21 protein-coding genes are annotated in these 20,377 nt (G+C 43.7%); 7 read left to right on the top strand and 14 right to left on the bottom strand.

Annotated features, from left to right (window positions below):
- Positions 1-25: 25 nt before the first annotated feature.
- From ACY652_RS15380 to ACY652_RS15370, 3 genes are all read right to left on the bottom strand, one after another.
- On the bottom strand, positions 26-1,705 hold the full coding sequence (locus ACY652_RS15380) for a GMC oxidoreductase (protein WP_462265268.1): 1,680 nt from the start codon (positions 1,703-1,705) through the stop codon (positions 26-28).
- Between the two features lie 129 nt (positions 1,706-1,834).
- Complete coding sequence (locus ACY652_RS15375) at positions 1,835-3,550, bottom strand: GMC oxidoreductase (RefSeq protein WP_462265267.1); 1,716 nt, start codon at positions 3,548-3,550, stop codon at positions 1,835-1,837.
- The gene (locus tag ACY652_RS15370) at positions 3,543-4,109 is read right to left on the bottom strand and encodes a gluconate 2-dehydrogenase subunit 3 family protein (RefSeq protein WP_462265266.1); all 567 of its coding nucleotides are present in this window, start codon (positions 4,107-4,109) and stop codon (positions 3,543-3,545) included. Before ACY652_RS15370 ends, ACY652_RS15375 begins: the two co-directional genes overlap by 8 nt.
- A gap of 241 nt (positions 4,110-4,350) precedes the next feature.
- On the opposite strand from ACY652_RS15370, the gene ACY652_RS15365 reads away from it, so the two are divergent.
- A complete protein-coding gene (locus tag ACY652_RS15365; protein WP_462265265.1) occupies positions 4,351-4,998 on the top strand; it encodes a DUF47 domain-containing protein in 648 nt (215 codons plus the stop codon).
- Between the two features lie 74 nt (positions 4,999-5,072).
- On the opposite strand, the gene ACY652_RS15360 is transcribed toward ACY652_RS15365, so the two are convergent.
- The 3 genes from ACY652_RS15360 to ACY652_RS15350 form a co-directional block, all read right to left on the bottom strand.
- On the bottom strand, positions 5,073-5,300 hold the full coding sequence (locus ACY652_RS15360; protein ID WP_462265264.1) for a hypothetical protein: 228 nt from the start codon (positions 5,298-5,300) through the stop codon (positions 5,073-5,075).
- A 120-nt stretch (positions 5,301-5,420) separates the two neighbouring features.
- Entirely contained in the window at positions 5,421-6,503 is a 1,083-nt protein-coding gene (locus tag ACY652_RS15355; protein ID WP_462265263.1) for a DUF3810 domain-containing protein, read from the bottom strand.
- A gap of 108 nt (positions 6,504-6,611) precedes the next feature.
- A complete protein-coding gene (locus ACY652_RS15350) occupies positions 6,612-6,803 on the bottom strand; it encodes a hypothetical protein (protein WP_462265262.1) in 192 nt (63 codons plus the stop codon).
- Between the two features lie 173 nt (positions 6,804-6,976).
- On the opposite strand from ACY652_RS15350, the gene ACY652_RS15345 reads away from it, so the two are divergent.
- Positions 6,977-7,873: a hypothetical protein gene (locus ACY652_RS15345; protein WP_462265261.1), complete on the top strand. Its 897-nt coding sequence runs from the start codon at positions 6,977-6,979 to the stop codon at positions 7,871-7,873.
- Positions 7,874-7,983: 110 nt separating this feature from the next.
- Here ACY652_RS15345 and ACY652_RS15340 read toward each other — a convergent pair whose 3' ends face one another.
- Both ACY652_RS15340 and ACY652_RS15335 read right to left on the bottom strand, forming a co-directional pair.
- Positions 7,984-9,000, bottom strand: a complete 1,017-nt coding sequence (locus ACY652_RS15340; RefSeq protein WP_462265260.1) for a fatty acid desaturase — start codon at positions 8,998-9,000, stop codon at positions 7,984-7,986.
- A 210-nt stretch (positions 9,001-9,210) separates the two neighbouring features.
- Positions 9,211-10,209 (bottom strand): SDR family oxidoreductase, encoded by a 999-nt coding sequence (locus ACY652_RS15335; protein WP_462265259.1) that lies wholly within the window; start codon positions 10,207-10,209, stop codon positions 9,211-9,213.
- A gap of 195 nt (positions 10,210-10,404) precedes the next feature.
- On the opposite strand from ACY652_RS15335, the gene ACY652_RS15330 reads away from it, so the two are divergent.
- A complete protein-coding gene (locus ACY652_RS15330; RefSeq protein ID WP_462265258.1) occupies positions 10,405-11,556 on the top strand; it encodes an MFS transporter in 1,152 nt (383 codons plus the stop codon).
- Here ACY652_RS15330 and ACY652_RS15325 read toward each other — a convergent pair.
- Positions 11,553-11,828: a hypothetical protein gene (locus ACY652_RS15325; protein WP_462265257.1), complete on the bottom strand. Its 276-nt coding sequence runs from the start codon at positions 11,826-11,828 to the stop codon at positions 11,553-11,555. The genes ACY652_RS15330 and ACY652_RS15325 overlap by 4 nt on opposite strands.
- A 500-nt stretch (positions 11,829-12,328) precedes the next feature.
- A complete protein-coding gene (locus ACY652_RS15320; protein ID WP_462265255.1) occupies positions 12,329-13,345 on the bottom strand; it encodes a threonine aldolase family protein in 1,017 nt (338 codons plus the stop codon).
- Between the two features lie 46 nt (positions 13,346-13,391).
- Between ACY652_RS15320 and ACY652_RS15315 the strand changes: the two genes are divergently transcribed.
- A complete protein-coding gene (locus ACY652_RS15315; RefSeq protein ID WP_462265254.1) occupies positions 13,392-13,778 on the top strand; it encodes a hypothetical protein in 387 nt (128 codons plus the stop codon).
- Positions 13,779-14,094: 316 nt separating this feature from the next.
- Positions 14,095-14,673 carry a hypothetical protein gene (locus tag ACY652_RS15310; protein ID WP_462265253.1) on the top strand — a complete coding sequence of 193 codons (579 nt, stop codon included), beginning with the start codon at positions 14,095-14,097 and terminating at the stop codon, positions 14,671-14,673.
- Between the two features lie 20 nt (positions 14,674-14,693).
- Here ACY652_RS15310 and ACY652_RS15305 read toward each other — a convergent pair whose 3' ends face one another.
- Complete coding sequence (locus tag ACY652_RS15305) at positions 14,694-15,896, bottom strand: glycosyltransferase family 87 protein (protein ID WP_462265252.1); 1,203 nt, start codon at positions 15,894-15,896, stop codon at positions 14,694-14,696.
- A 123-nt stretch (positions 15,897-16,019) separates the two neighbouring features.
- Positions 16,020-17,234 carry a BaiN/RdsA family NAD(P)/FAD-dependent oxidoreductase gene (locus tag ACY652_RS15300; RefSeq protein ID WP_462265251.1) on the bottom strand — a complete coding sequence of 405 codons (1,215 nt, stop codon included), beginning with the start codon at positions 17,232-17,234 and terminating at the stop codon, positions 16,020-16,022.
- Here ACY652_RS15300 and ACY652_RS15295 point away from each other — a divergent pair.
- Both ACY652_RS15295 and ACY652_RS15290 read left to right on the top strand, forming a co-directional pair.
- Entirely contained in the window at positions 17,233-17,835 is a 603-nt protein-coding gene (locus tag ACY652_RS15295; RefSeq protein WP_462265250.1) for an NADH-quinone oxidoreductase subunit A, read from the top strand. The two genes, ACY652_RS15300 and ACY652_RS15295, sit on opposite strands and share 2 nt — an antisense overlap.
- 8 nt (positions 17,836-17,843) lie before the next feature.
- Positions 17,844-18,311 (top strand): NADH-quinone oxidoreductase subunit B, encoded by a 468-nt coding sequence (locus ACY652_RS15290; RefSeq protein WP_462268276.1) that lies wholly within the window; start codon positions 17,844-17,846, stop codon positions 18,309-18,311.
- Positions 18,312-18,316: 5 nt separating this feature from the next.
- On the opposite strand, the gene ACY652_RS15285 is transcribed toward ACY652_RS15290, so the two are convergent.
- Both ACY652_RS15285 and ACY652_RS15280 read right to left on the bottom strand, forming a co-directional pair.
- Positions 18,317-18,937 carry a hypothetical protein gene (locus ACY652_RS15285; RefSeq protein ID WP_462265249.1) on the bottom strand — a complete coding sequence of 207 codons (621 nt, stop codon included), beginning with the start codon at positions 18,935-18,937 and terminating at the stop codon, positions 18,317-18,319.
- A 42-nt stretch (positions 18,938-18,979) separates the two neighbouring features.
- Entirely contained in the window at positions 18,980-20,263 is a 1,284-nt protein-coding gene (locus ACY652_RS15280; protein WP_462265248.1) for an MFS transporter, read from the bottom strand.
- Positions 20,264-20,377: the final 114 nt, after the last annotated feature.

Genomic DNA, 20,377 nt, shown 5'->3' with positions numbered 1-20,377 from the left:
TTTGTAATTTGTGGTTTAAAGAAATTTATATGTTACCCTTTTTCAGCTCCTTTACGGCATAATCAGCCGCACGGGCGGTAAGTGCCATATAAGTAAGCGAAGGATTCTGGCAGGCCGAAGAAACCATACATGCACCGTCGGTAACAAATACGTTCTTGGCATCCCATACCTGGTTCCAGCCGTTCAAAACTGAAGACTTTGGATCGCGCCCCATGCGAGCGCCGCCCATTTCGTGAATACCTTTACCCAAAACGGCTTCGGCACTATAAGTCTGCACATCTTTAACACCTGCAGCTTCCAGCATCTCCTTAGCATCGTTCATCATATCTACGCGCATTTTCTTTTCGTTGTCGCGTATAACAGCATCAATTTCCAGCACCGGTAAACCCCATGCATCTTTCTTGGTTTTGCTCAGGGCAATCTTATTATCATGATATGGCAAGGTTTCGCCAAAGCCACCAATACCCATCGTCCATTCGCCTGGTTCGGCAAGGGCGTCTTTATAGTCACCACCAATGTTCATCTCCGCAATGTCACGGCTCCAGCGGTCGCGGCTTGCACCGCCCTGGTAACCAAAACCACGTATATAATCGCGCTTTTCACCATTCAGGTTACGGTAACGGGGAATGTAAATACCGTTGGCACGACGGCCAAAATAATATTTATCCAGGTAACCATCTACCTTACCGCCTGCACCAATGTTCAGGTGATGGTCCATAATATTATGGCCCAATTCGCCGCTGCTGCTACCCAAACCACCATCCCACACGTCGGTAGCTGAGTTCATCAGAATCCATGTTGAATTTAGCGCTGAGGCGTTTACGAAAATAATCTTCGCAAAATATTCGTAGGTTTTATGATTTTCAGCATCAATTATGCGTACTCCTTTTGCCTTCTTAGTATTCTTATCGTAAATAATTTCCTTTACGATAGAAAACGGGCGCAAGGTTAAATTACCGGTTGCCGTAGCAGCTGGTAACGTAGCCGATTGCGTACTGAAGTAGGCGCCGAACGGGCAGCCTAACCAGCATTTGTTACGGTACTGGCAATTGGTACGGTTGTTATGCGGCTGGGTAATATTGGCAGTACGGCCGATGATGAAGTGGCGCTGATCTTTGTAATGCTGTTTAAAGCGGGCCATTACATCTTTTTCAACAATGTTCATATCCATAGGCGGCATAAAGTCGCCGTCTGGTAAAATCGGTACACCGTCGCGGTTACCGGATATACCTGCAAACTTTTCAGCATAGCTGTACCAGGGCGCTACATCGGCATAGCGGATAGGCCAGTCGGTAGCAATGCCGTCTTTAAGGTTGGCTTCAAAATCGGTATCATGCCAGCGGTAAGACTGGCGGCCCCACATCAGGGAACGGCCACCTACGTGATAACCTCTGAACCAATCGAAAGGCTTTACTTCTACATAAGGACTTTCTTTTTCGTTGGTCCAGTAATCCAGGTTAGTTTCCTGTAGCGGATAGTCGCGTTTTAATACCGGATAATCCACTTCCATCTGGTAAGTACGGCCGCCACGGTGAGGAAATTCCCAGGGGGCCTTATTTGCATTCACATAATCTTTTACGTGTTCAATATTTTTTCCACGCTCAAGTATAATTGTTTTCAGGCCTTTTTCGGTCAGCTCTTTAGCGGCCCAGCCACCAGAAATGCCCGAGCCGATTACGATTGCGTCATAAGTATTTGCCGGCATAATAATTTAATTGGTTAGTTCGTCTAATGTATGAATTTGTATATATATACAAGTACTTTCTTGTACTTTTTTAGCTGCTTTGATTATTTGTAATCAGTATAAACTCAGGTAAACTTCAAACTTAAAAAATTAAATGTTACCCTTTTTTAATTCGTTTACTGCATAGTCTGCAGTTCTTGCCGAAAATGCCATATAAGTAAGCGACGGGTTTTGGCACGATGTAGATGTCATGGATGCGCCATCAGTTACAAAAACGTTCTTACAGGCGTGCATCTGGTTCCAACCGTTGAGTACAGACGTTTTGGGATCGCGCCCCATACGTACGCCACCCATCTCATGGATATCTAAACCGGGCGCCTGCTTGCTGTCAGTTACTTCCACGTTGGTAAAGCCTGCCGAAGCAAACATTTCTTTCATCTGCTCCTGGTAATCCTTGATCATCTTTTCATCGTTATCATCATAGGAAATATCGATGTTTAGCTGCGGCATGCCCCATGCATCCTTTTTATGGGTGTCCAGCGTTACCTTATTGGTTTCTTTGGGTATGGTTTCGCCCATCATGTGCGAGCCTACCATCCACGGGCCAATTTCCGGGTTGCCTAAACTGTTCTTGAAACCGGCTCCTACCCCATGGTCGGCAGAGTTAAACTGACGGTAAGCGCTGAAACCGCAGGCATAACCACGCAGAAAATCGGTCTCCTGTTTACGCACATTACTGAAGCGCGGAATATAACCGCCACCGGCCGGGTTACGGCCATCGGTAGTCCATTCCTTTAAACCGTCGTACTGCCCATGTATGCGGGTACGGTAATTGTGAAATGCCACGTATTTGCCTAACACCCCGCTATCATTCCCCAGGCCATCAGGAAAACGGCTGGAAGTGGAGTTAAGCAGGATCAGGTTTGTATTAAGGGCAGCAGCGTTTACAAAAATAATTTTTGCATAGTATTCGGTTTCCTGTTTGGTGTGTGCATCAATAACCCTTACCCCGGTAGCTTTTCCGCTTTTATCATCGTAAATAACAGAGTGCACTACAGAATTTGGCAGGAGTGTAAGATTACCTGACTTCTCGGCCCAGGGAATAGTGCTCGAATTACTGCTAAAGTAACCACCAAACGGACAACCGCGCTGGCATAATACCCGTTTCTGGCACTGGGCACGCCCCTGCTCAAAATGAATTGCCTTGGGTACCGACAGGTGAGCGCAGCGGGCGCTAATCACATGCCGCCCCTGGTATTTGCTTTTTACGTGGTTACTAAAATATTCTTCAACCGTATTTAACGGAAAGCCCGGCAGAAACTCACCGTCTGGCAATTCAGCCAAACCATCATGGTTGCCTGAAATTCCGGCAAAACGTTCTACGTAACTGTACCAGGGCGCAATATCTTTATAACGGATTGGCCAGTCTACCGCAAAGCCATCACGTGCGGGGCCTTCAAAGTCAAAGTCGCTCCAGCGCTGCGTTTGGCGGGCCCACAACAAAGATTTACCGCCCACCTGGTAACCACGTATCCAGTCGAAAGGCTTGGTCTGTCCATAAGGGTGCTCCGTATCCTTTACAAAAAAGTGCGCGGCATCTTCCCTGAAGGCATAACAACGGTTAATGGAAGGATTGGCCTGCTGAATATCCATCGGCATGGTGCCGCGATGCGGAAACTCCCAGGGGTATAAGTTGGTGGTTGGGTAATCGCGCAGGTGCTTTACCTCGCGGCCACGTTCCAGCACCAGGGTTTTTAATCCTTTGCCGGTAAGCTCTTTGGCGGCCCAGCCACCAGAAATGCCCGAACCTACCACAATGGCATCGTATGTATTTTTTTTGGAACTGTCTATATTTAAATTAGGCATATTTAGGCGCTTTCTTAAACTGGCTTACTGGGAATTTTGGATTATAGCGGCCGGGTACAAGTTCATATACAATTTCTTTGGTCATAAAAAACTGTGAATTGGTATAGCCAAATACAGTAAGCTGCTTAGTGGTACCGTAAAATTTGGTTAAAGCCGATTCAGGCCTCTTTTGCTGCTCAAACTTGGTTAACCATTGCTCACGCTGCTGTGGCGTTAAGGCGGCGAACGTCTTGTTAAAGTCCTTCTTTATCAAGGCCTCAAAATCCTTTAAGCCCGCTGTATAAGCTTGCTGGTCTTCTTTTGTATAGCAATCGTCCAGCATCTTCATGATAAACTGGTGCAGGTGAAGATCTTTAGCACCGGGGGTATTGGTTTTAGGTATGATAGTTTCGGCAATATCGGCTATCAGCGCTTCATTACCGGCATCCAAATCTATTCTTTTTAACGCAATGGAAGCCTGATTTGCCTTGCGGTTGCAGGCAGGTAACACTAATGCGCCACCAATAACCAAAGCAAGATTTCGTACTGCTGTTCTTCTGTCCATTAAGTGTTTGGCCATAAATTCAATTCTGGAAAGCAGTGTAGTGCTGCTAAGGCAGAATGAGGTTTATAATATGCTCAAACTTACATAATTTTATATTAAAATAAACCTGATGATACTAAAAACACTAACACTTAAGTAAGTATTTGGTTACATACCGAATTCCAATAGAATACTCTTACACAGCACCGCTTTACCTTCCTGCATTATGTTAACAGTGGCTTAACATTAAACCTGTATCTTAGCCACAGATAATTTTATGAAAAGAACCATATGGAATTTGTTCATGCCTGATTTTAATCAGGTATTTTATAACTTGTTTAATGAGGCTACTGATAACATGATGGCCATGGCCGATTTGCTGCATAAAGCCATGACTGTAAACAACGCAGATGAGCGCCGGCCATTGTTTAATAACATCAGCCGGCTTAACACCACTGCACAGGAACTGCGACAGCAAATTTATGCAGTATCAAGCCGTTCATTTGTTTCTCCCTTTGAGCGGAATGACATGTGCGATCTGGCGCTGGCTATTTATGAAACCTCGAACATGATTGATGTAGCTGCCCGGCGTATCAATTTATATATTGACGGCGAAGTTATCCCCTACGCTATGGAACTGGCCAGTGTAGTTACTGATTGTTGCCGCGAATTGAAAAAATGCATCCATATGCTGAATGATTTAAAGAAAGCCGACGAGATATCAGCCGGCTGCAACACCATAAGGGAATACGAAAATCATGCAGATGAGTTACATGCCCTTGCCATAAATCAGCTACTTGCCGAACCTACGGATACCCTCGAAATAATTAAACATACAGATATACTGGCTTCGCTGGAAAAAGCTACCGACCGTTGCGAGCACGTTACTAAAGTGCTGGAAACGATTTTAATTAAAAATTCATAGCAGGCCCGGGTATAAACTAAAAACTCCCTGCAAAAAAATTGCAGGGAGTTTTTAGTTTATAGTACTTGAAGTAATTAACTCCAGCCGCTACCTTTTTTAGCATGGCCCTCTTTAATGTGCTCTTCGGCTTTGGCCTTACCTAAAATAGCAGCCATTTTGTTGCCGTCGGCATCTTTGCCTGTAGCAATGTACCTGCCTGATTTTACATCAATTGTTGCATCCTGCATGGGTACGTTTTTGGTTTTTGTTTTTACAGAGTACGCAGTGATACCACCGGTGCTCTCCTTTTTAGCTGTTGCCATAATATTATATATTGGTTTTAAGTGAACGTTAAGTATTCGGATTAACGTCGCTAAATGCATTTTGTTTACATACGTGTATGGGTTAAACTAAAAGTTATCCACAAAAAGTAATTTAATGGCTTACTTAACCCATGTATTCCCCTTAAATGCCACCTTTTCCCGCTTTTTGTACCAGGCCAGGGTAAGTATGATCATGCGGTTATAGGTATGCAGCCCTGCGGGCTGGTTATTAGCTTTCAAAAAGGCACCATAAAACCGGCCGGTTATTTGTTCTACCTGTCCCTGATAATGCGCCCAGTAGGCACTATCAGTTTTAAAATCGGAAACAACCGATGCAGACAACCTATACCTGAGCCTTTTGTAATCTGCACTATCACGCCTGTGCATGTATTGCAAAAATTCCTGTGCGGCCAGATAATAACCGGAATATCTTATTGATGGCTGCTGTGACTGTATGGCAGCCAGAAAACCTATAAAATTAGCTTCATCCTCTCTGGCAAATCCTAACTGGTGCGCCATTTCGTGGCAAGCGGTTGCCGGCCGGTCAAACGCAGGCATACGGGTATTGAGTTGCGCTTCGCCGGTAAAGGGATTATTATATCCGGAAGTACCCATATAGTTGAGCAACGGCGTATACAACGAAGGCTTAACGCCGGGCCGCCAGCCCATAATACGGAACTGTTTGGTTGCAAGCTGATTAATTGCAATTGAAGATTGACTGAAGATATAGCTATCGCTTGACGTTGAAGCATTATTATTAAACTGACTGCGGGTTTGATTAAGGCTGTCTATTAACATGGCGGCAACCCGATGAACATCGGTTGCTGTAAAAGCGGTATCAGGCAGGTTCAATATCTGGTAACCTGGCTGCCTGAAATAATTCATCCCCCATAAAATATAAAAAGACAAAATGATTGCCTGTACCGCAATTATTCCTTTCACAATCACCTGGCCGGCCTGCCGGAAATTTCGATTTAGTAATGCTTTTAGTAAACGAAAAAATCCGTATAGCAACCCGGCAATTAAAAACGTGTACAAAAAATCGCCGATGCTAAAAGGCACCTTGTTGAAAAGCATACGCAGCAGGCCCGACAGGTAAACGAACAATCCGTTAGCGTAATAATGCTCAATAAACTGCGGATACTGCGCAGCCAGCGCTACACCAAAAAGCAATACGGTTAAAACTATAATTACTCTTAACACAATAAGCGGGTAGTTACATCAAAAAGCAGGACTGTGCGGGTTCCGTTTAACTTATACATATTCTGGTTTGTTGGTGCGTGTTTGCGTTGAATATAATGGAATGGGTCGCTATTCCTCTTTTATTTCCTCCCAGTAAATAGTGCCCAGAAACACACCATTTGACATGGCTACCTCCGCCCTGATTAATTCGAGCTGTTTGGTAATGTCTTCGGAAGCCATCTCTTTACTTATCGAATAATAGTATATGGTATTACCGGTTTTACTGTTTACAAATTTGTAATGTTTAACTGCTGTTTCCATAATATATTACATTTAGCAATAACTTGTGTTCGGGCTTAAGTAATTAGCGCCAGCACTGATTGTTTCTTACTCAAACAACTTGGGCGGGCATCTGTTTACCGCCAATCAAGTATATAGAATATGAGGCTGCTTATACCGTTGTAGCTAATACAATAACGAACAGACGGAACTAAATGATATTCATAAAAAGATTTCCTAAAAAAAGAGTGATCAGCGTTTTAGTGCTCGTTTGGTTTGCTATTGCTTATGCAAAAACTAAACGGCATAGCCACCAGCCCGTATCAGGAAAGCTGGATGGCCGCGAGATGAACGAGATATCTGACATGGTAGCTTCTGGCATTTATGCAGATACCTACTATGTACATAACGATAGCGGCGATACCAGTCGTTTTTTTGCGATTACACCTGCCGGTAGATTGAAAGCCACCTTTTATTTCAACGGCGATCCTAATGTACGCGATTGTGAAGACGCCGCCGTTGGGCCAGGCCCCGAAGCGGGACAAAGTTATTTTTATTTGGGTGATATTGGTGACAATAGTGCCAGCCGTTCCTGCATTAAAGTATACCGCATTAACGAAGCACAACTTATGACAGACAGCGTGGTGCACCATGTAAAAGCGGTGCCGGTAACGTTCAAATATCCGGATGGGCCTAAAGATGCCGAAACCATGATGATTGACCCAGTAGAAAAATTATTATATATAGTAAGCAAGCGCAAAGCATCAGTTAAAATATATACCACTCCCTTACTTTATAAAGCGGGTGATACCATCACCTTAACCGCACGTGGTGAGTTGCACTTTAAGGGGTTGCAACCATTAAAATGGATTGTATCCGGCGATGTGAGCCATGATGGCAGCCAGGTACTCATTAAAAGCTATGTTAAAGTGTATTACTGGAAACGTACCGGACAAGAACCGCTATGGCAAACCCTGCAGCACGCACCGACCGAACTGCCCTATGAGCAAGAAAAACAGGGCGAAGCCATCGGGTTTGCAACTGATGGCAAAAGCTACTATACAACCAGCGAAGGGCTGAATGCTCCTATCTATCATTACAGTATTCCTTAAGCAGATGAATATTCAACCAGGCAACTGTTTTGAACATATAAAACAAAACAGAAAAGCAGCCAATTGGCTGCTTTTCTGTTTAATGTAATTTCTGAATATAGGTGTGGCTTTTATGCCACTTCCTGAGCATTAACCTGACTTGCAGCTTTGGGTGCCCTGATTGGCGCAGAATTTTCTTTGCCGCGATTGGTACGCGCCGTGCGTGAAAATACCGATAGCTCCCGGTTAAAGATAAATTTAAACAGCAAGCCGGTGTAAGAAGTATGATAACCTAATTCTTCATAATGGTTGCCACCTATATTTTTGATCTGAGGTAACCGGTTCCACGGGATAGACGGAAAATCATGATGCTCATTATGGTAGCCTACGTTTAAGTTCACCACGTTAAGGCGACCGTAATAGCTTTTAGTTTCTTGTTCACCATGCGTTAAAAAGTGCTCCTGTACCCAGCGTGCGCCCAGCGGGTGCAATCCTACTGAAAAAAAGAAGCTTAACAATAAAAATACGATAGCTTTAACACCTAATAGATACGCTACAGCTGCTACAAAAACAATTTCAAATACCCAGTTTACTACCGTCCACTTATCAAACAACTTAATTTCTTTGGTTAAGCGAAATGGCCTTAATGCCTGAAATACCGGATACAGCAACAACCAAACGGCTTTACCGAGTGCAGAATTATCAATCAACCGCGCTTCCCAATGAAAAGGCATATCTGCATCCATTGCTTCTACGCCCTGAAATGAGTGGTGCTTAAGGTGATATTTTTGAAAGGAAACAGAGCTTGGTAACAATAGCGGCAGGTTGGCAATCATGCCGGCCCACAAATTGGCAGTTTTATTTTTGAATACTAAATTGTGTGAGCACTCGTGTATACAAACATATAAAGTGTGGCAGGCAAACGCCCCTACGCAGTAGGCTACCAGCACGTTAATCCACCAGGCAGCATCACGCAGCACATAAGCCAGCGCTAACTGCAAAACTACACAGCCCGAAATAATTAAGAAAGTGTAAGGGTTGCGGCCAATCAGGTTCCTGATTTCGGGGTGTTGCTTAATGATGCTTTTGGTACGTGCTTTATGGGGTTCACACTCGTCCGACCATCTGAAAGTTTTGTTTTTTGCCATTCGTTTAAATTAATTAAGCTTAAAGCCATAGCTTTAACTGCATTAGGTTTAATCTTATTGTTTAGTGCAATAAATATGCGGGTAAAAACCGGTAATAAAAAAATTAAACGCAAAAAAGCAGTTAACCTTAGAGTTAGCTGCTTTTTAATAATAATGACTTGAATTATTTTTCAGGTACTCCAAAACCACTATCCAAAAATGGCGGTTTAACTACAATAACTTTCTCAGCGCCAGCAAACCGCCAATAGCAAACCCAGCAAGCCCGGCAATTTTAATTGCCTTATTAGATGTTTTGATTTTTGAGGTGTAGCCTCCCGAAATTTTGTTATTGCTGCCGGTGGGCTCAAATATACTGCCATTGGTTACAGGCACCGGCTCGGCTTGTTTAAAGTAATTATCCATAATTTTTACCAGCGAATAGCGGGTGATGTTTGGCGCAAATAAGGCGCTTAACCGGGCTAAATAAGCCATGCCTCCTACTAAGGTGCTGGCCTTTGGTTCCTGTGCTAACTTCAATATGGTATTAGCCACCTTCGAGGTAGCAGTAACCGGCTTCATTGGTTTTAATTTTTTACCCGTATAGTTGGCTGCATGCTCGGGGCCCGGGGTATCTACAAATGATGGATATATATCGCATATATGTATGCCAGGATAACACTGCAGCTCTCCGCGTAAAGCTTCGGAATAACCACGTACCCCAAACTTGCTGGCTGCATATCCTACCGAGTAAGGCAGTGCTACAAACCCGCCTACAGAATTTACATTGATAATTATGCCTGCTCCTTGTTTTTTAAATGTTGGCAGTACTGCATGTGCGCCATTAATGTAACCGATCAGGTTGGTACGGATAATTTGGTCATGCACTTCGATAGGGATAGAATTGAACTCACCCAGTGCACCTATACCGGCTACATTTATCCATACATCCACAGTGCCGCCAAACAGGCAGGCATCCTTAGCCAGTTGCTTTACCGCCTGCGCATCGCCAACATCGGTAACTACGGCAATGGCTTTTGCACCAAGTCGGTCGCAAACCTCAACTACCTCATTCAGTACTTCTTTCTGGCGCGAGGCCAAAACCAATTTTGCACCCTGATTAGCAAATGCCAGCGCTGTAGCTCTGCCAATACCGCTTGATGCGCCGGTAATAACTACGGTTTGCTTATGTAATGGTTTATTTTGCTTAAAATACTGCTTGGTAATACTCATAACCACTTATTTATATATACTGATATCTTTGTAACTTATAAAAAATTTTGCCTGACAAGTGCCCTTAACTACAAGGTAAACAGGCAGATTGTTTACAAAATTTAATAATTGAACTGTTGGTGCACCCGTAAGATTGCAATTTGAATAAATTGTATCTACATTTGGGTTAGTGTATTATATACACTCAAATAAGCTATGAATTCTGCTGCCCTCCCAACAACCAAAAAGCATGTACTGCGCATTGCCGTTGGTGCTGTGTTTTTTGTTGCCGGATTAATTTTTGCCAGTTGGGCCTCACGTATTGCTACCATACAACAGGAGCTTGGCCTGAATGATGCGCAGTTAGGCGGTATGCTTTTTTCAATTCCCGTGGGGTTAATGCTCTCCCTGCCATTTTCGGGCTGGATAATTACCAAGGTAGGCAGTCGTACGGTACTTGCCTTTGCACTTGTAGCCTACAGCATTACATTGGCAGGATTAGGATCAGCAGCTCATGTATACCAGTTAATTGCTTGCCTGGTACTCTTCGGTTTTGCCAGTAATGCAGTCAACATTTCAGTAAATACGCAGGCTGTAGCTGCAGAACAGTTATATAAACGGCCCATCCTGGCTTCGTTTCATGGCTTGTGGAGCCTTGCGGGCTTTACAGGTGCAGGCATTGGTACGCTTATGATTGGTAAAGGCATTACACCTTTGTACCATTTTTGCATTATTATGTTACTGGCTATGGCGGGCACATTATTCAGCTATCGTTATCTGGCCCATGATAAAGGCCCGGCAGATGATACGCCTGCCTTCGCATGGCCCGATCGCTCCCTGTTCAAACTCGGCATCATCGCTTTCTGCTCCCTTATTTGCGAAGGAGCCATGTTTGATTGGAGTGTTATATACTTTAAAAAGATTGTATTAGCGCCGGGCGCGTGGATCGGCGCCGGATATACCGCTTTTATGTGCACTATGGCTACCGGCCGCTTTGTAGCTGATTATTTTGCACACCGCTTCGGCATTAAAATTACTTTGCAGCTTAGCGGCCTGCTTACGGCCACCGGTTTGTTTGTAGCTGTGCTGTTCCCGCATTTGTATACGGCCATTCTTGGCTTTATGCTGGTAGGCTTTGGGGTATCTTCGGTAGTGCCGCTTATTTATAGTACGGCGGGCAAATCTGCTACTATGCCTGCCGGTATGGCGCTGGCTGCCGTATCAACTATCGGCTTTGCAGGATTTTTGGCTGGCCCGCCCATTATTGGTTTTTTAGCCGGGGCTTTCAGCCTGCGGGTGTCTTTTACGCTTATAGCAGTTATGGGGCTATGCGTAACTGCCATCGCTACCAAAGCTAAACTTAATTAGTGCCGGGCGGTATTTAAATCAGCATCGGCAGGGTTAATAACATACTCATGCAACTCTTTGCCATTTTGCAATATAAACTTCAGGCGTTCTTTGGATAAGTTAATATCCAGGGCTAAGGTTGCCAGCACATCAGGCAGGTTTTCCATAACTGTGCTTACGTTGTGTGCAGCAGGTAAAGTAATGTGAATATCACTACCTTCAGCAGTAATCTTCCAGTCGGGCACATTAGCGTTAGTTAGGATTTCAATCCATTTTTCCTGATAGGCAGTCATATCATTTATAGTTGGTCTATTACACAAATACCAATCACACAGAATTGGTTTGCAGTAGGTGTAAAAAGTATTTTTCAATAATCTGAAGTATCAGCAAAAGCATAAAGCAACAAAAAAAAGGTCACTGTTGCCGTTAAACAGCAAACTCTGATAATTTGCTTTTCATACAAGCTATAAGATCAGGTAACTAAAAGCAATAAACTGTTTGTAACTATTGATACCAGTTTGTAAATAAATGCGACAAAACGCTACCAGTTGATGCAGCAACTACAGGCATTGCCCTATTTACACATAAAAAAGGCAGCCAATTGTTAAGCTGTAGCTGTAGGTAAATTATCAGGCAGTACCGCTTTAAGGAAACAGAAGAAAAAAAACGATATTACTGATGGGTTTTCAAATACATGATAAAAAAGAAGAAATTCTGTATCAGCACTCTCTCTTTTTTATCATATACTGTATACCTGTATGGCAGTTTAGTTCAATATTATGGATTGATGCAGTTACTTTATCTTTTTAAGTACTTCCAATGTATATTCAATTTGCTCAGGCTGAATATCTAAATGCGTAACAAAGCGAATGCGGTGCTTGTCCGTACTGTTACAGCTGATACCATGATCAGCCATTAGCTGCACTACCTCTTCGGCCGGCTTTAAGGTATCAAATAATACAATGTTGGTTTCTACCGGTGTTACGCCGGTTACCCATGTGCATTTGACTAATTCATCAGCTAAAACACGGGCATGGGCATGGTCTTCTTCTAAACGCTGTACATGATTATCCAAAGCATAGGAAGCCGCAGCAGCCAAAAAGCCGGCCTGGCGCATTCCTCCGCCTAAAACTTTTCGTATTCGCCGGGCATACTTAATCGTTGCCCTATCGGCCAGCAGCACTGAACCTACCGGCGCTCCCAAGCCCTTAGACAAGCAGACCGATATGCCATTAAAGTACTGGCCGTAATCTTCCACCTTATCTCCGGTAAAGGTCAGCGCGTTAAAAATGCGTGCACCATCCAGATGCAATATCAGGTTATGCTGTTTGCAAAGGTTTGCTATAAGTGCGATATCCTTTAAATAATAGCAACTGCCGCCGCCTTTATTTACCGTATTTTCGAGTACTACAAGGCTGGTATGCGGGTAGTGAATATTATCAGCATTAATTTCCGGCTCAATCATTTCAGCCGTGATGCGCCCGCGCTCGCCATTAAGCAGGCGGGTAGATACGCCCGAGTTAAAGGCAATGCCCCCGCCTTCGTAGCGGTATACATGTGCGGTTTGGTCGGCAATCAGTTCGTCCAGCGGCTGGGTGAAGCATTTAATGGCAATTTGATTGGTCATGGTGCCCGATGGGCAAAAAATGCCGGCTTCCATGCCAAACATACGGGCTGCTTTTTCTTCCAAAGCATTTATGCTTTCATCCTCACCAAACACATCATCACCTACTTTAGCGCTCCACATGGCTTCAAGCATACCAGGCGTGGGTTTGGTAACGGTATCGCTGCGCAAATCAACAGTTATCATCAGTGATATTTTTTTCTATTTTAGCTGCTCAAATATCTAAATCTTTATGCGCAAAATTTTACTACTGCTTAGTATTTTAAGTGTTACACTGTGTGTAAAAGCTCAACCCTATTCAAAAGGACGTTATTATGATACCGACGGACATAGACACGATGGGTTTGTAAGTTTAAAGATGCCTGTATTTTCGTACCTCAAGGGTAAGGGTGATTATATAAAATTTAAAATTACAGTGAACAGTAAAGAGATAAAAATCAAAACAGACAGATTTATAGCTGTGGCGATAGAAAATACTGCCACCAAATTAGACACTTTTGTAGTATCAAAAGCTCCCGAATTAGAAGATTCCCCCATACTCAAAGTGATATTCGCCGGGGAGACGAGCTTGTATACTCACACCATCATACTATCTGCAAATATGCATGTTGGTTATTGATCACCAATTATTTTAACCTGTTATTATGGTTCAGATTCCGAAAACTTAGTGGAAATTAATAAAGAAAATTATAGAGCGGCAGTGGGACTAATCCTGAAAGACAAACCAACTGTTTTAGCACAGCTTGACGACAAATATCCATACTTCAAAAACATAAAAGAACTCATTAATGATCATTATGATAAATAATTTTAAGTATACAAACAATGTAAAGCGTTTAATCTTATTAATTGGGCTTTTGTATTTTACTCATGACAGTATAGCCCAAGGCAAAAAGTTTGTTCCCGGATATTTTGTTGATACAAAAGGTAACAGGATGACCGGCCTCATCCAAGCTAAGCCATCAGGCAAAGGGCCGGTAAACGGGCAGGCCTTTATTGCTTTTAAAGAAGACGAAAAAGCTAACAAAATTGAACTTAGCACCAGTGATCTGCGCTATTTTGTGGCCGGTAAAGACAGCTTCGTGGTGGCTGCCGCCCCCATGAATGCCGACTGGAGCAAGAACGAAATAGATTTTTTACAGGTACTGGCCGATGAACCCTTGAAAGTGTACCTGCTTCGAGGCACAGGCCGGGGCGGTGGTTTTGGCATCAGTCCGGGCATTTCTGCTGGTATTGGCGGTGGGCGCTTTGGCAGTTATGGTGGCGCCGGTGTTGGTATTTCATTTGGTGGACAGGGTGGTCGCGCTAAGGCAACCTACTTTGTTGGCGGTTCCCCTTCAGAACTCAGCCAGATAACACCAGATAACTTTATAGATGTAATGAGTGATGTGATGGCCGATGAACCGCAGGTAGTACAGCAAATACAAGGGGGTAAATATTCACTGAACAAAATGGATGCACTACTGGCTTATTATCGTTATATAAAAAACCAACAAAGTCAACCGGCACAATAAGCCTATTGTATTAATCCTGATTAGTTTAACACCAGGTTTTCATTGAATACATTCATTTCCACGGTATCACCCCGTTCTGCTTCCTGAAACTGAACAAATTGTTTGAAGCACAGTTCCCAGCTTATAATAAGCCATACTGCTATGCAGGGCCAGGCTTTCATCACATATTTATTAATGTATTCGTGCCGTATGTATTTAGGGCATACATCAATAGGCCCAAGGCCGGTAATAATGATGAGCGATGCCAGTAATAATATATTACGCGTATTAAACGGCTGCTTCTGCATAAATATCCATAACAGCGCTCCCATCATGGCAATAACGTAGGTTGGATGTTCAGACCCGGTACTAAATATTACCACCATAATTAATGCTGAGGCCAATACCTGCAGGCGAAATTGCAGCGACCTGAATTGATTAAACCTGAACAATGGCACCGCAAAGATAGCTGCCCCCATCAGCAGGAACGGCCAGTTAGGTACATTGACATTTCCGCTTAAACGCCGCACCGCTCCCATTAAACAAATATCCTGTGAGCTGGTGAAACCAATATTAAAACCGTTCTTTTCCTGTAGTGACTGATACCAGTCAGCATAAGACTGTAACGCAAAGTGCGGACTGGTAATCAGCATAGGCAGCAACACAAAAAGTGCTGTCCAACTCAAACCGCTAAGTACAAAACGTTTTTTATGTTTTGAAAAAATAAAGAATGCCAGCCCTACTACCGGGTAAAGCTTTATCAACATACCTAACGAAATGAGCAAAGTAGCCCATTCATCTTTTTCCTTGTCTACTAACAAAAAGCTGACGATGATGATGGCTGCAATTACCGCATTAAACTGAATGTAGTGCTGGGCTGCTGCAAATTCAAGCACGCCAAACAGCAGTATAAATGTCTTTTGTTGCATAGTAAGCGGTAAAAGATATATCGCTGCAATCAGGGCAGCTGCGTTAAACACATTCCATAACAACAAACCAGCAGCATCGGGCATTACCGCAAAGGGCGCTATTAGAACGCTGAATAACGGCCCGTAGTGGTTGGAATCTTCATGCTGGCCGGGGTAAAGGTTATATAAATTAGTTTCGGCTTTGGCATGGTAATACACATGTTTAAATATCAGATAATTATTGTAGCGGTTGTTAAAATATTTAAAACCCCACATGGCAACCGATACAGCAAGCCAAAGCAGGCAGGTAAGCTTAAAACCTTTAGAAATCTTCATTATAGCAAAATAAAACGTAACAGGTATGTTACAAATATACATTGCTAAGTATAATACTCAAATAATACCCCGAATTTAAATTAAAATATAGCAATAGTTAACCTATGTAACAATAATTAAATGTTATAATTGTTGCGCAATAATATAGCCGCAAGCCCAGGCCCATTGAAAATTATAGCCGCCCAACCAACCGGTTACATCCAAACATTCGCCGCCGAAATATAAACCGGGCACCTTTTTGGTTTCTAATGTTTTCGAAGAAATCGCTGCGGTGTCAATACCGCCACGCATTACTTCGGCACGGTCATAACCTTTATCGCCAGCAGGCTTTACTTTAAACTGATGAATTAACTGTTCAATAGTTTGCATGTCACCTTTATTCAGCATAGCCAGATTTTTACTTACCGGCAGGTAATAGCCCAACGCCTCCGCAAATTTGCGGGTGTACAAACCTGCCAGCAAACTGAGTAATGATTTCTTGCCACTTTGTACCCTTTGGTTTTCAATAATAGTAATAATGTTCTGCTGCGGTAAAAGGTCGATATATAACCATTCTCCCGGCTGCCAGTATGATGATATTTGTAGTATGGCCGGCCCGCTTAGGCCCCAGTGGGTAAATAGCAGGTTTTCTTCAAAACTAATGCGCTCGTTCCATACCCGGCAAAAAACACTGTTGCCCGATAGCTGCTGGTACCATGCCTGCTCTTTACCGGTAATGGTTAGCGGCACTAATGCGGGCGCCGTAGGCACAACAGGTATATCAAGTTTTTTAGCCAGCCGCAGGGCAAAGTCAGATGCGCCCAGTTTTTGTACCGGCAGTCCGCCTGTAGCTATCACCACCTTTGGCACTGCTATTTTTTGCTGCCGGCCATTACGCTCATAGGTAATCAGGAAGCCGCCGGGTTGCTGGTCCACCTGCTTTACCGGGCAATCCAGCCATATTTGCTGCCCTAACTGTTCGCAGGCATCAGTAAATACGTTTACCACATCGCGCGCCTTATCACTCACCGGGAAAAGCTGCCCCAGTGTTTTCTCCTTACCTTCTATTCCATAAGCACTAAAAAAACTAATGGTATCCTCCACAGTCCACTGTGCGAAAGCCGATTTACTAAAATGCGGATTGGCTGATAAGAATTGTTCATCGGTGCTGTACAGATTGGTATAGTTGCAACGCCCGCCTCCACTGATGAGGATTTTAGCCCCGGCTCTGCTGTTACTTTCCATTATTAGCGTGCGCCTGCCTATCAGGCCGGCCTGCACAGCGCACATTAGTCCGCAGGCGCCGGCACCGATAATAATTGCATCAAATTGGGTTTCGTTTGTTAAATTTGCAGTCATGGCCGAAGTTTCGCAAATATCAGAATTTGGGAAGATTTTTATCTTTATCATTATCGGTTTTGTGATGATAGGGCTTACGCTTACCGCGGCCCGGATAATTGCACCTAACCGGCCCAATCCTGAAAAGCTGAGTACCTATGAATGCGGCGAGGAACCGGAGGGTAATGCCTGGCTGCCATTTAATACCCGCTTTTATGTAATTGCCTTAATATTTTTGCTGTTTGATGTAGAGATGGTATTCATCTTTCCGTGGACGACTGTATTTGCCAACAAAGAACTTATAGCGGCTGATACACGCTGGGGAGCCTTCAGTTTAATAGAAATGTTTGTTTTTGTAAGTATACTGATATTGGGCTTAGTGTATGTTTGGCGTAAGGGAGATTTAGAATGGATAAAACCCGTTGCCAAAGTTGCCACTACTGATGTACCTGTTCCGAAAAGTATATATGAGCAAGTAAACGCCCTCCAAAGCAGTTACAAAGTTAAATCATTTGAAGCTGAAGTAGTTGATTATATGACAGTTGTGTCTGCAACGGCATTGGCTGAACCTGTGGCAAAACCCCGTTTCAAACCTGCCTTTAAAAAGCCTGACAACAAATAGTGGAAAAGATGAACGAAGAAGGCGGTGTTGTAGTTACCAAGCTGAACGATCTGCTCAACTGGGCACGCTTATCATCCGTATGGCCGTTAAGCTTTGGTATTGCCTGCTGCGCTATTGAAATGATGGGGATGTACGCCAGTACTTATGATGTTGACCGTTTAGGGGTATTTCCCCGGCCATCATCACGCCAAGCAGACGTGATTATAATTGCCGGTACGGTAACTTTTAAAATGGCCGAGCGCATCAAGCGCCTTTACGAGCAGATGCCCGACCCTAAGTACGTAATTTCTATGGGTTCTTGCTCTAATTGCGGCGGCCCGTACTGGCAGCATGGCTACCATGTGGTTAAAGGTGTAGATCGTGTAATACCGGTAGATGTTTACGTTCAGGGTTGCCCGCCCCGCCCCGAAGCACTGATTGGCGCCATTATGGAATTGCAAAAGAAGATTGAAGGCGAGGCATTGCTTAGCTTTTAACCCCGTTACTCTGGGGTTTTACGCTTGAATATATTTCCGTTCGGCGCATTCAAAAATTGCTTCAGCAAATCCAGCAGCAGGCAGGCGTTCCAGTCATCACCGAAATATAAAAACTTACGCCGGGAACTATCCCCCTTTTTCCGGATTACAAAATAGCGGATATAGGGGTTGATCTCTATCTCACTCCATTTAAGTTTGGGGTGGTTATCCCAACTGATACCATCAGCATAAACTGATATGTCACTCATGATGAATACTTGCCCTGCCGCTTTAAGTTCAGTATAATAGCCAAGCAGCAAGTTGAAATGATAATGATAAATCAGGTTATAAATATGCATCCATAATTGTGCATACTGTTTGTTTTTAATGCCGTATACACTTTTCAGGTTAAGGGTATGTACGTTCCCCTCGTCGGTCTGCATATCGATAACATAGCAGCGCCCTATATTAAAATACAGCCCATGCAGCGCAACCGCTTTAACCCTTATGGCTGCAAAATTGTGCCAGCTGATATAATCAATATGGTGGGTTTCATGAGTTATGGTAATACCTGTTTCGTCAAACAACAGTTGTTTTGCAGCACCCTTGCCCAGTAATCGAGGTATTACAATCAGTTCGCTGCTCATAACTTAATATTTCTATCAGATGGTTTTTAAGTTCAGATGCTGTTATGAGTGAGCTAAATTTACCGGTATAACTTTAGTGCGCCGGTTATAAATAGTATATAGCATAGCTAAAGTAATAATAATGCCGCACCCGAAGCCCAGATAAGGCGCCCCGGCGAGGTGAAGGGCCCAGCCGGATACATATGAACCTATGACATCACAAAAATTAACCAATGCCATATACGCCGTAAACTGCGAGCCTTCTACTTTGGCCCGGCATAAGGCCATCAGTATCGGCATGGCCGCAACACTGAATAGCGGGTCGGCAAAATTCCAAACCACCAGGCCAGTGGCTGTGAATAGTTTATGCGTCCACAGGAAACCCAATCCGCAGAATACCAGTAAAAAGCCCCCGATGATCAGCATTACTGATACCTGAAGTTTAGCCGGGCCAATGCGATCGGCAATTATACCACCCGCTACCGTTACTATAATTGTAGCCAGTATTCCCCATCCGCCCTGTAGTACCGATACTTCGTTATCGGCCCAGTGCAGGTTATGAATAGTATAATAGGAAAATGAACGAATAAATATGCTGTTACAAGTATATACCAGCGCAATAATGAGAAATATTTTAAGATTAACTTTTTCGGATATACCTTTATATAATTCTTTAAACAGCCATTTTAAATCCGGATTATCTTCATCGGCACTGTGCTGAGGCCGGGCTGCTTTACCAAATTCAGGAACCAGGCGATCTGTGCTATCCAGTTTAATAAAAAAGGTAAGCACTGTCATAAACAGCAATAAACCTGATTGCCCGATAGCCGCATATCTGAAATTGAAATGATGCAACACGGTAGATAAGCCTGCCGAGCCTATAGCGATCCCCATCAGGTAGCCGCCCCGCATAAACGCGTTTACACGGCCACGCTCTGCATCGGGCACAATGGAAATGGCTATAGCATCTACGCTGGCATCCTGCACCGAGGCAAAAATACTATGGGTAAAAAACACGGCTGCCATAAGCCCGAGCTGCCGGGCCGGATCATTTACCAGCAGCAAACTCAGGGATGCAATAAAGGCCACCAGTTGCGTAAGCACTACCCATTGCTTACGGTGGCCGATAACCGAATACTGATAACGGTCAATAATAGGCCCCCAGATGAATTGCAGTATCCAGGGAATACCTACTATGGCTACAAACGAACCTACCGCCTGGGAGGTAACGCCCCTTCCGGCCAAATAATTAGCAATAGCATAAAAGGCAAAGCCCGAAGGCACGCCCTGCATTATATAGAGATAAAAAAAAGTAAAATACCGCAGTCCGGTACTTTCCTTTAACACAGGTAATTGTAAACGCAAAATATACAGGCCATTGATTAGGCAAAAGCAAGATAGTAATTACCCTGCCAACATTTAAGATAATTCTTACTTAAAATTATGCTAAGCTTAATAAAA

Origin of the sequence: Mucilaginibacter sp. (genome assembly GCF_965200995.1) — a bacterium.
In the GTDB taxonomy this organism is placed as follows: domain Bacteria; phylum Bacteroidota; class Bacteroidia; order Sphingobacteriales; family Sphingobacteriaceae; genus Mucilaginibacter.
This window is presented reverse-complemented; position numbering and strand designations above follow the sequence as displayed.